At 61.0% G+C, this 13,148-nt stretch carries 11 protein-coding genes; 7 read left to right on the plus strand and 4 right to left on the minus strand.

All coding sequences use genetic code 11. The features are described 5' to 3' along the window. Positions 1-75 precede the first annotated feature (75 nt). Both FY206_RS06815 and FY206_RS06820 read right to left on the minus strand, forming a co-directional pair. On the minus strand, positions 76-444 hold the full coding sequence (locus FY206_RS06815; protein WP_032638657.1) for an MmcQ/YjbR family DNA-binding protein: 369 nt from the start codon (positions 442-444) through the stop codon (positions 76-78). Beyond that, positions 434-1,024: a TetR/AcrR family transcriptional regulator gene (locus FY206_RS06820; RefSeq protein ID WP_077064103.1), complete on the minus strand. Its 591-nt coding sequence runs from the start codon at positions 1,022-1,024 to the stop codon at positions 434-436. Before FY206_RS06820 ends, FY206_RS06815 begins: the two co-directional genes overlap by 11 nt. A 190-nt stretch (positions 1,025-1,214) precedes the next feature. On the opposite strand from FY206_RS06820, the gene FY206_RS06825 reads away from it, so the two are divergent. Then, a complete protein-coding gene (locus FY206_RS06825; RefSeq protein WP_032638662.1) occupies positions 1,215-2,318 on the plus strand; it encodes an MBL fold metallo-hydrolase in 1,104 nt (367 codons plus the stop codon). 32 nt (positions 2,319-2,350) lie between these two features. Beyond that, the gene (locus FY206_RS06830) at positions 2,351-2,692 is read left to right on the plus strand and encodes a RamA family antibiotic efflux transcriptional regulator (protein WP_010428317.1); all 342 of its coding nucleotides are present in this window, start codon (positions 2,351-2,353) and stop codon (positions 2,690-2,692) included. Between the two features lie 54 nt (positions 2,693-2,746). Here the strand turns inward: FY206_RS06830 and FY206_RS06835 are convergent, their stop codons facing one another. Beyond that, positions 2,747-2,995: a DUF1158 domain-containing protein gene (locus FY206_RS06835; RefSeq protein WP_013097677.1), complete on the minus strand. Its 249-nt coding sequence runs from the start codon at positions 2,993-2,995 to the stop codon at positions 2,747-2,749. 477 nt (positions 2,996-3,472) lie between these two features. Between FY206_RS06835 and FY206_RS06840 the strand changes: the two genes are divergently transcribed. The 3 genes from FY206_RS06840 to FY206_RS06850 all read left to right on the plus strand — a co-directional run bounded on the left by FY206_RS06840 (position 3,473) and on the right by FY206_RS06850 (position 10,517). After that, complete coding sequence (locus tag FY206_RS06840) at positions 3,473-6,181, plus strand: cation-transporting P-type ATPase (protein ID WP_077064101.1); 2,709 nt, start codon at positions 3,473-3,475, stop codon at positions 6,179-6,181. A 127-nt stretch (positions 6,182-6,308) separates the two neighbouring features. Then, positions 6,309-7,373: an efflux RND transporter periplasmic adaptor subunit gene (locus FY206_RS06845; RefSeq protein WP_032638667.1), complete on the plus strand. Its 1,065-nt coding sequence runs from the start codon at positions 6,309-6,311 to the stop codon at positions 7,371-7,373. 9 nt (positions 7,374-7,382) lie between these two features. Then, a complete protein-coding gene (locus FY206_RS06850) occupies positions 7,383-10,517 on the plus strand; it encodes an efflux RND transporter permease subunit (protein ID WP_032638669.1) in 3,135 nt (1,044 codons plus the stop codon). On the opposite strand, the gene FY206_RS06855 is transcribed toward FY206_RS06850, so the two are convergent. Continuing rightward, complete coding sequence (locus FY206_RS06855) at positions 10,468-11,589, minus strand: YbdK family carboxylate-amine ligase (protein ID WP_032638670.1); 1,122 nt, start codon at positions 11,587-11,589, stop codon at positions 10,468-10,470. The two genes, FY206_RS06850 and FY206_RS06855, sit on opposite strands and share 50 nt — an antisense overlap. A 105-nt stretch (positions 11,590-11,694) precedes the next feature. On the opposite strand from FY206_RS06855, the gene FY206_RS06860 reads away from it, so the two are divergent. Together FY206_RS06860 and FY206_RS06865 are read left to right on the plus strand one after the other, a co-directional pair. Continuing rightward, the gene (locus FY206_RS06860) at positions 11,695-12,585 is read left to right on the plus strand and encodes an oxidoreductase (RefSeq protein WP_032638671.1); all 891 of its coding nucleotides are present in this window, start codon (positions 11,695-11,697) and stop codon (positions 12,583-12,585) included. A 116-nt stretch (positions 12,586-12,701) separates the two neighbouring features. Then, positions 12,702-13,139: a DcrB-related protein gene (locus FY206_RS06865; protein ID WP_032638673.1), complete on the plus strand. Its 438-nt coding sequence runs from the start codon at positions 12,702-12,704 to the stop codon at positions 13,137-13,139. Positions 13,140-13,148: the final 9 nt, after the last annotated feature.

Below are 13,148 nucleotides of genomic sequence, written 5' to 3' on the forward strand. Positions count from 1 at the left end.
AGAGCAGATTACAGCGGGACGCGAAAAAAGATAAGTGCAATTCGAGCGTTTAATCTGTTCGTCTCAGACGAACAATCAGGCCGGGCGTATCCACTTCTGGTCTTTTTTCGGCAGCTTATCGACGACCAGATTCCAGGAATCATTAATGAGGTCGGCAACCAGTTCTGGCGTCACGTCCTCGGTGCCGTACAGCGAAATCCAGTGCTTTTTGTTCAGATGGTAACCCGGCTCAACGCCCCGGTAGATCTGCTGATTTAACAGTGATTTTTCCGGATCGGATTTCAGGCTAACGTGCGGCCGTCCGCGTACGGTTGCCATCAGCATGAAAATTTTCCCGCCGACTTTGAAGACGTCGTACTCCGGGCCGAACGGCCAGCAGTGTTCGGTAAAAGGCATCTCCAGCGCGACGCGCTTCGCGTGCTCCTGCAGGGACTTACTGTCCATCGCTCTCCTCCTGAGCCAGCCCGCGCCACATGGCCTCAAAACCCAGCGATTTAAAATCAACGGCACGGGAAGGATCGCGGGTGGCAAACTCCATGGTGGTTTCCGCCAGCGATAAGAACAGCGCATCGCCAAAGGTCTTAAATTCATCCGACATAAACACCGGGCGCACCGAACGACGGCACAGTTCATGGAGCTCCGGGAACATCTCTTTCACCGCCAGTTCCGTCTCGGCGCTCAGCTTTTCACTGACGCCAATCTGGCGAATCGCCGCATGCGCAACCGGGTTACGAATGCCCCAGTCCACATAGCTGTTCCAGATATTGCGGGTATGTTCTTTAGGCAGCGTGATGGTGCGATCGAGGTTCGCCAGCATGGTCTGGCAGAGATCCTGCTTCAGGTGCAGATAGAGGGCATTCAGCAGATCGTCTTTCGTAGCAAAGTAGCGGAACAGGGTGCCTTCGGCGACGCCCGCCCTGCGGGCAATAAGCGCCGTTGAGGCGGCAATGCCTGACTGTGCAAACGCCGCCGTTGCGGCTTCCAGTAAGGCCTGTGTTTTATCTTCACTCTTCGGACGTGCCACTAAATTTTTCCTCCTGTCAATTATAAAAACCCTGATTGAAACACGTGCTTTGACACGCTGCAACGCGGAATGTCAAAGATCGAAAACGTCTTGACGACTTTATCATCATATCTATAATGAGTGCTTACTCACTCATAATCAAGTTTACCCTGCGCACACCGTCGGATGGGGCGCGTTTTCGGGTCAGGATATGAAAAAACCTCTCTTCATCTGCGTGGTGTTAATCATGATTATTGCTTCAGCCGCGAGTTTGCCGTTTGTTCTGAATGCCGGATTCGGCCAGCCGCCTCAGGGTGAACGGCTCACTGAAGTGGAGGCCTCCCCACAGTATCGCGAGGGGAAATTCCACAATACGCTGCCGACGCCTGGCTTTACCGGGCAACAAAATATGCTTGTGGCGTGGTGGCAATTTCTGACCCGTAAAACCGAAAACGCCCGCCCGGCTCAGCCGCTGCCGCTGGTGAAAACCCATCTGGCGAGCCTGCCTCTGGAGCAGGACACCCTGGTGTGGCTCGGCCACTCCTCGTGGTATCTGCAGCTCGCGGGCAAACGCATCCTGATCGATCCGGTGCTCGGCAACTATGCCGCGCCGTTCTCGTTTCTCAATAAAGCGTTTGACGGCGAGTATCCGTGGCGCGCTGAAGGCATGCCGGCGATCGACCTGCTGATTATCTCGCACGATCACTACGATCACCTGGATTACGCCACCATCCGGGCGCTACTGCCGAAGGTGAAGCGCGTGGTGACGCCGCTTGGGGTAGGGTCACACCTGCGCTACTGGGGGATGAAGCCTGAAATTATTGACGAGCGCGACTGGAACCAGTCGGTACGCATCAGCGATGAATTGACGGTGCACGTGCTGCCGGCGCGCCACTTCTCCGGGCGCGGCATCAAGCGTGACCAGACCCTGTGGGGCAGCTTTATGTTCGTCACGCCAGCCCAGAAGGTTTACTACAGCGGGGATTCCGGTTACGGCCCGCACTTTAAGGCCATCGGCGAGCAGTTTGGCGGCGTGGATTTAGCCATCATGGAAAACGGCCAGTACGACCAGGACTGGAAATACATCCACATGCTGCCGGAGGAAACGGCGCAGGCCTCGGCGGATCTGAACGCGAAAGCCGTGGTGCCCGGGCATAACGGGCGCTTCGTGCTGGCGAAACACGCGTGGAACGATCCGCTGATCCAGCTGGCAAAAGCCAGCCAGGGTAAAAATTATCGGTTGCTCACGCCTGAACTGGGCGAGCCCGTCCGGGTGAATGACGCCACGCAGACCTTTCGCGCGTGGTGGGAATAATGTTTAAGCAAGAAGCAGAGGGGGACAGCAGTATGACCATTTCCGCTCAAGTCATCGACACTATCGTCGAATGGATCGACGACAACCTGCACCAGCCATTACGTATCGAAGAGATTGCCCGCCACGCGGGTTACTCGAAGTGGCACCTTCAGCGGTTGTTTATGCAGTACAAAGGGGAGAGCCTGGGGCGCTACATCCGTGAACGCAAGCTGCTGCTGGCGGCACGCGATCTGCGTGAGTCCGACGCGCGGGTGTACGATATCTGCCTGCGGTACGGGTTTGACTCGCAGCAGACGTTTACCCGCATCTTCACCCGGACGTTCAACCAGCCGCCTGGGGCGTACCGCAAAGAGAACCATAGCCAGACGCATTAACATGCCGCATCCAGGCCGGGTAAGGCGTAGCCGCCACCCGGCTTTTTTGTGGGCTCACGACGCCAGTGAAAACCAGCGGCGCCAGACGAAACGCAGTACGAAGAATTCGATGGCGCCCAGCAGTAAAAACCACACGCAGAACAGAATGGTGTAAAGCTGGTTCAGATCGACCATGTGAAAGGTCTGAACCAGCTTCTGCGCCAGCACCAGGCCCAGCGACGGCGCGGGTAACAGCAGGCAGGAGAGCAGGGCCAGCAATAAAATGCCGCCTGCCGTAAGCAGCGATTCTAACGGGTGTTTCATCGTAATGTTAATCGTCAGTTAAAAATGTCATTGTCCGGCATCCTGTAACGTAAAGCAATATCAGCCACTCTGGCGTCATTGAATAATATGAAGAGATTATTTTGCGAATAAATAACAAAACGCAGCCCGATATTTATATTAATATCGCGTTGTGTAAATAAATGTCTTTATCAGGAAAATAATTTTACAAATGTATAGGTGCTATAACCAATTAACGTGGCAATAACAATGGCTGCGATGATATATAACACCAGTCGGCGTCCGCGATAAATACCCCACATGGTTCCCCCTCGTTTAGTATTGGTTTAGAAACATTTTGTAAAAATCAGGTCGTCAAATTAGTTTTAATCAGTTTTGAATAACCGAGAAGTCATTATATTGCGGTAGATCAAATTTACCCGCAAGACTTTAAAGCGAATTTATTTAGCCAGAAAGGAATTCAGGCTTCTGTTCACCGGATATTGAAGGAAAAATACGATGACCGAAAAAAAACGCTCCCCAAACATGCCGCCTTCCGGCGGGCTGGCATACCAGCAGACCATAGAGCAGGTGCTCGCTCACGCGCAGAGCCAGGCCAGCGGTCTGGATCGTGCAGAGGCGCAGGCGCGTCTGCAAAAAACAGGGCCCAACGCGCTGCCGGAGAAAAAAGGCAAGCCTGCCTGGCTGCGTTTTTTAGCCCATTTTAATGATGTATTGATTTATGTCCTGCTGGCCGCCGCCGTATTAACGGCAGTAATGGGCCACTGGGTCGATACGCTGGTTATTTTGGGCGTGGCGGTAATCAATGCCTTAATTGGCCATATTCAGGAAAGTAACGCGGAAAAATCGCTGAAGAGTATTCGTAATATGCTCTCCAGCGAGGCGCGCGTTATTCGCAATGGCAACCATGAAACCATACCGACGACTGATATAGTCCCGGGCGATATTATTGTATTACGCGCCGGGGATCGTATTCCGGCGGATATGCGTTTAATTGAGGCGCATAATTTACGCGTGGAAGAGGCGATTCTGACCGGCGAATCCACCGTGGTGGATAAACACGTTAATCAGCTGAGCGGCGAATTACCGCTGGGCGATCGCACCAACATGGTCTTCTCCGGGACGACCGTGAGCGCGGGCGGCGGCGTTGGCGTGGTCACCGCGACCGGTCAGGAGACGGAACTCGGCCATATCAACCAGATGATGGCGGGCATTGAAAAACATCGCACGCCGCTGCTGGTGCAGATGGACAAGCTGGGTAAGGCGATCTTCGCGATTATTCTGGCGATGATGGCCGCGCTGTTTGTCTTCAGCCTGGCGTTCCGCGAGATCCCGATGGGCGAGCTGCTGCTCTCCCTGATTAGCCTGGCGGTGGCCTCCGTGCCGGAAGGTCTGCCTGCGATTATCTCTATTATTCTCTCCCTGGGCGTGCAGGCGATGGCGCGCAAGCGGGCGATTATCCGCAAGCTGCCGACGGTTGAAACGCTCGGCGCGATGACCGTAGTCTGCTCGGATAAAACCGGCACCCTGACGATGAACGAGATGACGGTTAAAGCCATCATCACCGCCGACGCCTGCTACCGCGTGGACGGCAACAGCTACGAGCCGGTAGGCAACATCTACCTGGAAGGCAGCGACGAGCCGGTCCACATCCAGCCGGGCACCGTGCTGGAGCAGTACCTGCGCACCATCGACCTGTGTAACGACAGCCAGCTGATTCAGGACGAGCGCGGCCTGTGGGGCATCACCGGCGGCCCGACCGAGGGCGCGCTGAAGGTGCTGGCGGCGAAGGCCAGCCTTGAGCCGGTCATGACCACGCTGGTCAATAAGATCCCGTTCGACTCGCAGTACAAGTACATGAGCACCCACTACCAGATTGGCGGTGAGGAGCAAATCCTGATCACCGGCGCGCCGGACGTCATTTTCGCCCTGTGCGCGCAGCAGCAGACCCGCCACGGTGCGGACGCCTTCAACCGCGTGTACTGGGAAAGCGAGATGGAGCGCTATGCGCGTCAGGGGCTGCGCATGGTTGCGGCGGCGTTTAAGCCTGCAAACGGCGAACAGGAACTGACGCACGACGACCTGAGCCACGGCCTGATCTTCCTCGGCATAGCCGGGATGATGGATCCCCCGCGCCCGGAAGCGATTGACGCCATTAACGCCTGCCAGCAGGCGGGGATCCGCGTGAAGATGATCACCGGGGATCACCCGCAGACGGCGATGAGCATCGGCCAGATGCTGGGGATCAGCAACAGCGAGCAGGCGGTCACCGGCTATGAGCTGGAGAAGATGGACGACGCTACGCTGGCGGACGCGGCGGTGAAGTACGACATCTTTGCCCGTACCAGCCCCGAGCATAAGCTGCGCCTGGTGAAAGCGCTGCAGGACAAAGGTGAAATCGTCGGCATGACCGGTGACGGCGTGAACGATGCCCCGGCGCTGCGTCAGGCTGACGTCGGCATCGCCATGGGCATCAAGGGCACGGAAGTGACCAAAGAGGCGGCGGATATGGTCCTGACGGACGATAACTTCGCCACCATCGCCAGCGCGGTGAAGGAGGGGCGTCGCGTTTACGACAACCTGAAGAAGACGATTCTGTTCATCATGCCGACCAACCTGGCGCAGGGGCTGCTGATTGTGATTGCGCTGCTGGCGGGGAACATCATTCCGCTGACGCCGGTGCTGATTTTGTGGATGAACATGGCGACCTCCGCCACGCTCTCCTTCGGGCTGGCCTTTGAGGCCGCCGAGCGCAACATCATGCGCCGTCCGCCGCGTCAGACCGGACAGCACGTGATGGACGCCTACGCCGTCTGGCGCGTGGCCTTCGTCGGCACCATGATTGCCATCGCCGCCTTCGCGCTGGAAGCCTGGCTGGCCCCGCGCGGCCACAGCGCGGAATTCATCCGCACCGTGCTGCTGCAGATGCTGGTCTGCGCCCAGTGGGTGTACATGATTAACTGCCGCAACACCGAAGGGTTCTCCCTCAACCGCGGCCTGCTGGCGAATAAAGGGATCTGGCTGGTGACGGGCGTGCTGTTCCTGCTTCAGGCGGCGATTATCTACCTGCCGTTTATGCAGATGCTGTTCGGCACCGAAGCGCTGCCGCTGCGCTACTGGTTTGTGACCCTGGCGGTTGCAGCGGCGATGTTCTTCGTCGTCGAAATCGAGAAGCGACTGACCCGCAGGTTCCGTAAGGCTGCATAACGAAAACCTTACCCCTCACCCTAACCCTCTCCCCACCGGGGAGAGGGGACCGCCCGGTGCTGTTTTCTCCTTCGCCCCTTTGGGGAGAGGGCCGGGGTGAGGGGTGAAATCACGCTGAGGTACCCCCATGAAACTCCCGCTCCTGTTCGCGCTCCTCGCCTGCACCCTGCAGCCCACATTTGCCGCCGCCATTCCCGTGCGCGTTGCCACCGTCGAGCAGACCGCCCACGCCGCCGAACGGCAGATCCCGGGCCGCATCGAGGCCATCCACACCGTTGAGCTGCGCGCGCGTACGGAAGGCGTCATTACCAAAATTCACTTCCGCGACGGGCAGTACGTGAAAAAAGGCGACGTGCTGTTCGAGCTGGACGACGCCGAGCCGCGCGCCGCCCTGCGCCTCGCGCAGGCCGAAGTGAAAAGCGCCGAAGCCACGCTGCGCCAGGCTCAGCAGCAGCTGTCCCGCTTTGAAAGCCTGGGCAGCAGTAAGGCCATCAGCCGTCATGACGTGGACAACGCCCGCATGCAGCGGGACGTGGCAAGCGCCGCGCTGGAGCAGGCAAAAGCCCGGCTCGACGCCCGCAACGTGACCCTGACCTACACCCGAATCGCCTCGCCGAATGACGGTCGCGTGGGGCATAGCCAGTTCCACGTTGGCAGCCTGGTGAATCCCGCAAGCGGCGTGCTGGTGGAGGTCGTACAGCTTGACCCGATCCGCATCGCCTTTGCGCTGGAAGAGGGCGCGTTTGCCACCAAAGCCGGAGAGCATGCGGATATCCGCGCCATGAAGCAGGCCTGGCAGGCGCTGATCGACAGCAACGGCCAGCGCGTCAGCGGCGAGCTGACGTCGGTGGATAACCGCATCGACCCGCGCACCGCCAGCGTGATGCTGCGCGCCGAGTTTGCCAATCCGCGCCATCAGCTGCTGCCCGGCGGCAATGTGAACGTGTATTTGCGCCCGGCAAGCGAGCAGCCGGTACTGATCCTGCCCGCCGCCGCCGTACAGCAGAACGGCGACGGTTTCTTTGCCTGGGTGGTGAATGCCGACGGTAAAGCCGAAATGCGCCCGCTGAAGGTTGCCGGACAGATCGGCCAGCAGTTTCAGATTGCCTCCGGCGTAAAGTTCGGTGAGCGAGCAATTACTGACGGCGCGCAGCGCGTGCAGCCCGGCGCGGCCGTTCAAATACTGAATTAAGGAGCCATCATGCTGACGTTTTTCATCAAACGCCCGCGCTTCGCGATGGTGATTGCGCTGGTCATCACCCTGCTGGGGGCCATCGCGCTGAAGATTATTCCGGTAGAGCAGTACCCGCAGATCACGCCGCCGGTGGTGAACGTCTCGGCCAGCTGGCCGGGTGCGAGCTCGGCCGACGTGGCGGAGGCCATCGCCACGCCGCTGGAGACCCAGCTGAACGGCGTGGATCATATGCTGTACATGGAGTCCACCAGCTCGGACGACGGCTCCTATAGCCTGAACATCACCTTTGCGGCGGGTACCGATCCGGACCTCGCCGCCATCGACGTGCAAAACCGCGTGGCGCAGGCCGTGGCGCAGCTCCCCACCGAGGCGCAGCAAAACGGCGTGCAGGTGCGCAAGCGCGCCACCAACCTGATGATGGGGGTAAGTCTTTACTCACCGAATAACACCCACACGCCGCTGTTCGTCAGCAACTACGCCAGCACCCAGGTGCGCGAGGCGCTGTCGCGCCTGCCGGGCGTCGGTCAGGTGCAGATGTTTGGCGCGCGCGACTACAGCATGCGCATCTGGCTGCGTCCGGACCGCATGAACGCCCTCAACGTCACCACCGATGACGTGGCGCAGGCGCTGAGCGAGCAGAACGTGCAGGGCGCGGCAGGCCAGGTCGGCACGCCGCCGGTGTTTAACGGCCAACAGCAGACCCTGACCATCAACGGGCTGGGGCGCTTAAGCCAGGCCGAAGACTTTGCCGACATCATCATCCGCGCGGGCGAGATGGGCCAGCTGGTGCGCCTGAAGGACGTGGCGACAATCGAACTCGGCTCGCGCAGCTACAGCTCCGGCGCGCAGCTGAACGGGCACGACTCCGCCTATCTCGGCATCTACCCGACGCCGTCCGCCAACGCCCTGCGCGTGGCCGACGCGGTGCGCGCGGAGCTGGAGCGCCTCTCGACGCGCTTCCCGGACGATCTGGTCTACGAGGTGAAATTCGACACCACCGCCTTTGTGGCCGCCACCATTAAAGAGATCGGCGTCTCGCTGGCGCTGACGATGCTGGCGGTGGTGGTCGTGGTGTCCCTGTTCCTGCAAAGCTGGCGCGCGACGCTGATTGTCGCGATCGCCATTCCGGTGTCGCTGGTGGGCACCTTTGCGGTGCTCTATACGCTCGGCTACTCCGCCAACACGCTGAGCCTGTTCGCCATTATTCTGGCGCTCACCATGGTGGTGGATGACGCCATCGTGGTGGTGGAGAGCGTCGAAACGCTGATGGCGGAAGGGCAGAGCCGCACGGCGGCGACCGCGCTGGCGCTGCGCCAGATTGCCGGTCCGGTCATCGCGACGACGCTGGTGCTGCTGGCGGTGTTTGTGCCGGTGGCGCTGCTGCCGGGGATCGTCGGCGAGCTGTACCGCCAGTTCGCGGTGACGCTTTCCACGGCGGTCACGCTTTCAAGCCTGGTGGCGCTGACACTGACGCCCGCCCTGTGCGCGATGCTGCTGCGTCCGCGCCCGGAGAAGCCTGCGGCGATTTATCGCGCCTTTAACCGCGGGCTGGACGCCACGCGCAGTCGCTATAGCCGGATCGTGAGCCTATTCACCCTGCGCCCGTGGCTGGCGCTGCTGGCTACCGCAGGCGCGGCGGCCGTGGTGGCGTTCAGCTTTACGTCAATGCCAAAAGGCTTCCTGCCGCAGGAGGACCAGGGCTACTTCTTCGCCAGCGTTCAGCTGCCGGAAGCGGCCTCGCTGGAGCGTACCGAAGCGGTAATGACCACCGCGCGCGCGCTGATCGCCAAAAATCCGGCGGTGGAGGACGTGATTCAGGTTTCCGGATTTAACATCCTCAACGGCACCAGCGCGTCCAACGGCGGGTTTATCTCCATCATGCTCAAAGACTGGAGCGAGCGCCCGCCGCTGGACGAGGTGATGGGCACCCTGCAGCGTCAGCTGCTGGCCCTGCCGGAAGCCACCATCATGACCTTCGCGCCGCCGACGCTGCCGGGGCTCGGCAACGCCTCCGGCTTCGACCTGCGCATCCAGGCGCAGGCGGGGCAAAGCCCGGCGGAGCTGGAGCGCGTCACGCGCGGGGTGCTGATGAAGGCCAACCAGCACCCGCAGCTGAGCCGCGTGTTCACCACCTGGAGCAGCAGCGTGCCGCAGCTGACCCTGACCGTTGACCGCGAGCGCGCTGCCCGCCTCGACGTGCCGGTGTCGCGCATCTTCAGCAGCCTGCAAACCGCCTTCGGCGGCACGCGCGCCGGGGATTTCAGCATCAACAACCGCGTCTACCACGTGGTGATGCAAAACGAGATGCAGTGGCGCGAGCGCGCCGAGCAAATCAGCGAGCTGTTCGTGCGCAGCAACAGCGGCGAGCGGGTTCGCCTGAGCAACCTCGTCACCATCACGCCGAGCGTTGGCGCGCCGTTCCTGCAGCAGTACAACCAGTTTCCGTCCGTGTCGGTGAGCGGCTCGGCGGCGGAGGGGGTGAGCAGCAGCACCGCGATGGCGGTGATGAGCGAGATTCTGGCGGAGAGCCTGCCTGCGGGGTACGACTACGCCTGGAGCGGCATGTCGTATCAGGAGCAGCAGACCGGCAACCAGGCGATATGGATCGTGCTGGCGGCGGTGGTGATGGCATGGCTGTTTCTCGTCGCCCAGTACGAGAGCTGGACGCTCCCGGCGAGCGTGATGCTCTCGGTGCTGTTTGCCATCGGCGGGGCGCTGGTCTGGCTGTGGCTGGCGGGCTATGCCAACGACGTCTACGTGCAGATTGGCCTGGTTTTGCTGATCGCACTCGCGGCGAAAAACGCGATACTCATTGTGGAGTTCGCCCGCGCGCGGCGCATGGACGGGATGACGATTGCCGATGCCGCGCGGGAAGGGGCGTCGCGCCGCTTCCGCGCGGTGATGATGACCGCCGTGTCGTTTATTATCGGCGTCCTGCCGATGATGCTGGCGACCGGGGCGGGTGCCCAGAGCCGCCGCATCATCGGCACCACGGTCTTCAGCGGCATGCTGGTGGCGACCGTGGTGGGGATTGTGTTCATCCCCGCGCTGTTCGTGCTGTTCCAGCGCCTGCGCGAGTGGGGCCACGGCCTTACGGACTCGTCGCCCACAGCTCGCAGTGCTTCTGAACCAGAGAAATAAGCGAGCCGCCGTCGGCGATAAAGTCCCGCATGCGCTGCGCCTCGCTCTTGCCCTGCCTTAACAGCAGGGCAATTTCATTGATAGCGCTCGTCGCGCCGAGCTTCTCGGCCGACGGCGCAACCTGCTCCAGCAGCCAGGCGATATCTTCCGCCACGGTTTTGTGCTCGCCGGTATGCACGTCCGTCAGGATCCCCTCCAGCCCGTAGCGGCACGCCTGAAAACGGTTAAAACGGTACAGCAGAAAATCCCGTTCCTGATGCTTAAAGGGCCGCGCGGTCAGCAGCCAGTGCGATGTGGCCTGGATCAGCCCGGCGACGTTAATCGCGTGGCCGAGCGTCAGCGGCGTATCCATCACCCGCACCTCCACGGTACCGAAGTGCGGGCTGGGGCGGATGTCCCAGTGAAGATCCTTAATGCTGTCGATCATGCTGGTGCTGCTCAGGCGGCGGAACAGCCCCTCGAATTCCTGCCAGCTGTTGACCCACGGCATCAGGCCGTTATCCGGGAACCCCGAAAAAATATTCAGACGCGATGAGGCGAACTTCGTGTCCGTGCCCTGCATATAGGGCGACGCGGCGGCGAGGGCGATAAAGTGCGGCACAAAGCGCGACAGGCCGTGCACCAGGTAAATGGCGTCGTCCCCGGTCCGGCAGCCGACGTGCACGTGCTGGCCGAAGACCGTTGCCTGCAAAATCAGGTAGCCAAAGCGCTCCAGCGTGACGTTATAGCGCTCGTCGTCGCACACCTCCTGCCGCTGCCACTTCTGGAACGGATGCGTCCCGCCGCCGCAGATCTGGATATGCTGCTCCGCCGCCGCGCGCAGAATGCTTTGCTGCATCACCGAGAACTGCGCTGCCGCCTGGTCGATGGTCTGACACACGCCGGTGGCGATTTCGAGCATGCTTTCGGTGATGTCGTGTTTGACTTCACCGCCTTTGACGTCGTCCTTGACGGCGGCGATCAGCGCGGAGGAGTCCTGGCTCAGATCGTAGCCCGGCGGGTTAACCACCTGCAGTTCGAGCTCGATGCCGAGGGTGAACGGTTCAGAGGACTTGAAATCGGGTAAGGGCATGGCGCACTCCGTTGTCGGTTGTGTGTTGAGTATAGCCAACGGGTGTGGCGTGCTCGTCTCTGGGTGGTATAACTGATAGCAGGCTTAGCAAAAGGGGAGTGATTCATGTCTGACTATCCAACCATTGCGCTGATCGGACCGGGGGCGATTGGGACCACCATTGCCGCGGTGCTGCATGACGCGGGCCGCACGCCGCGGCTCTGCGGGCGCACCGCGCATCCTGAACTGCGTTTGCGTTACGAGGAGGGCGAAACGGTGGTGCCCGGTCCGGTATTAACCGATCCGACCGTCATCAGGCAGCCCGTGGATCTTGTTTTTATCGCGGTGAAAACTACCCAGAACGCCGACAGCGCCGGATGGCTGCGCGCCCTGTGCGATGAAAACACCGTGGTCTGCGCCCTGCAAAACGGCGTGGAGCAAAAAGCCCAGCTTGAACCTTTGGTCAACGGTGCGACGGTGCTGCCGTCGGTGGTGTGGTTCCCGGCCCAGCGCGAGCCGGATGCCTCCGTCTGGCTGCGGGCGAAGCCGCGCCTGACGCTGCCGGACGTGCCGCAGGCGCAGCGGGTGGTTGAGGCGCTTTGCGGTACGCGCTGTGACGTGGAGCTCTCGACCGATTTCGCCACCGTCGCCTGGCGCAAGCTGCTGCAAAACGCGGTCGCCGGGCTGATGGTGCTGGCCAACCGCCGCGCCGGGATGTTCAGGCGCGAGGACATCAGCGAGCTTGCGCTGGCCTATCTGCGCGAGGGGCTTACCGTCGCCCGCGCCGAGGGGGCGAAGCTTGACGATGCGGTGGCCGGGGAGATCCTGGCGAACTTCCAGCGCGCGCCAGTGGATTTAGGCACGTCGATCCTGGCCGACCGTCAGGCGGATCGTCCGATGGAGTGGGATATCCGCAACGGCGCGATCCAGCGCTACGGGCGCAGGCACGGCATTGCGGTGCCCATCAGCGACGTGGTGGTGCCGCTGCTGGCGGCGGGGAGCGAGGGGCCGGGCTAACGGCGGCTGTTTTTCCGTTCGGCGAGGGCTGGCGTGAGGCAATAATCTGGGGATAGTCAGCCTTAAACACATATGCGAAACTTACCGCTTCTGAAAAATGTGGTGGGACCCGCTCAATGTCAGAACCAACTTCGCAGTGCCTTTTCAGTGAAGGACTGATCGCTTTTCCTGAAGGTTATCAGGATCGTACCGTCAACGTCTTCGCGCCGCCCGCAGCGGACGCGCCGGCGTTTAACCTCTCCCGCGATGCCCTCAACCCCGGCGAAGCGCTTTCCGCGTATATCGATCGCCAGCTCGCCCTGATGGAAAAACACATCAAGGGCTGGAAGCAGGGTGAGCGCAGCGCAGCGACCCTGGGCGACGGCCTTTTGCAGGGTGAAACCGTCCATGCGAGCTACCTGCGCGACGGAAAACGCATCTGGCAGCAGCAGGCCGTATTTAACGTCGAGAACGATAAAATTCTGGTGTTCACCATGACCTGCACCCGCGCGCTGGGCGATGCCGACCGCGCGCTGTTTGGCGATCTTCTCAGGAGCTTTCGCTTCCACCATTAACATCAGGGA

Origin of the sequence: Enterobacter chengduensis, assembly GCF_001984825.2 — a bacterium.
In the GTDB taxonomy this organism is placed as follows: Bacteria; Pseudomonadota; Gammaproteobacteria; order Enterobacterales; family Enterobacteriaceae; genus Enterobacter; species Enterobacter chengduensis.

Bases quoted from the DNA above. Each gene is read 5' to 3' on its own strand.
- FY206_RS06815 (WP_032638657.1), bottom strand. From the start codon at position 444: ATGGACAGTAAGTCCCTGCAGGAGCACGCGAAGCGCGTCGCGCTGGAG.
- FY206_RS06825 (WP_032638662.1), top strand. From the start codon at position 1,215: ATGAAAAAACCTCTCTTCATCTGCGTGGTGTTAATCATGATTATTGCT.
- FY206_RS06830 (WP_010428317.1), top strand. From the start codon at position 2,351: ATGACCATTTCCGCTCAAGTCATCGACACTATCGTCGAATGGATCGAC.
- FY206_RS06835 (WP_013097677.1), bottom strand. From the start codon at position 2,995: ATGAAACACCCGTTAGAATCGCTGCTTACGGCAGGCGGCATTTTATTG.
- FY206_RS06840 (WP_077064101.1), top strand. From the start codon at position 3,473: ATGACCGAAAAAAAACGCTCCCCAAACATGCCGCCTTCCGGCGGGCTG.
- FY206_RS06845 (WP_032638667.1), top strand. From the start codon at position 6,309: ATGAAACTCCCGCTCCTGTTCGCGCTCCTCGCCTGCACCCTGCAGCCC.
- FY206_RS06850 (WP_032638669.1), top strand. From the start codon at position 7,383: ATGCTGACGTTTTTCATCAAACGCCCGCGCTTCGCGATGGTGATTGCG.
- FY206_RS06855 (WP_032638670.1), bottom strand. From the start codon at position 11,589: ATGCCCTTACCCGATTTCAAGTCCTCTGAACCGTTCACCCTCGGCATC.
- FY206_RS06860 (WP_032638671.1), top strand. From the start codon at position 11,695: ATGTCTGACTATCCAACCATTGCGCTGATCGGACCGGGGGCGATTGGG.
- FY206_RS06865 (WP_032638673.1), top strand. From the start codon at position 12,702: ATGTCAGAACCAACTTCGCAGTGCCTTTTCAGTGAAGGACTGATCGCT.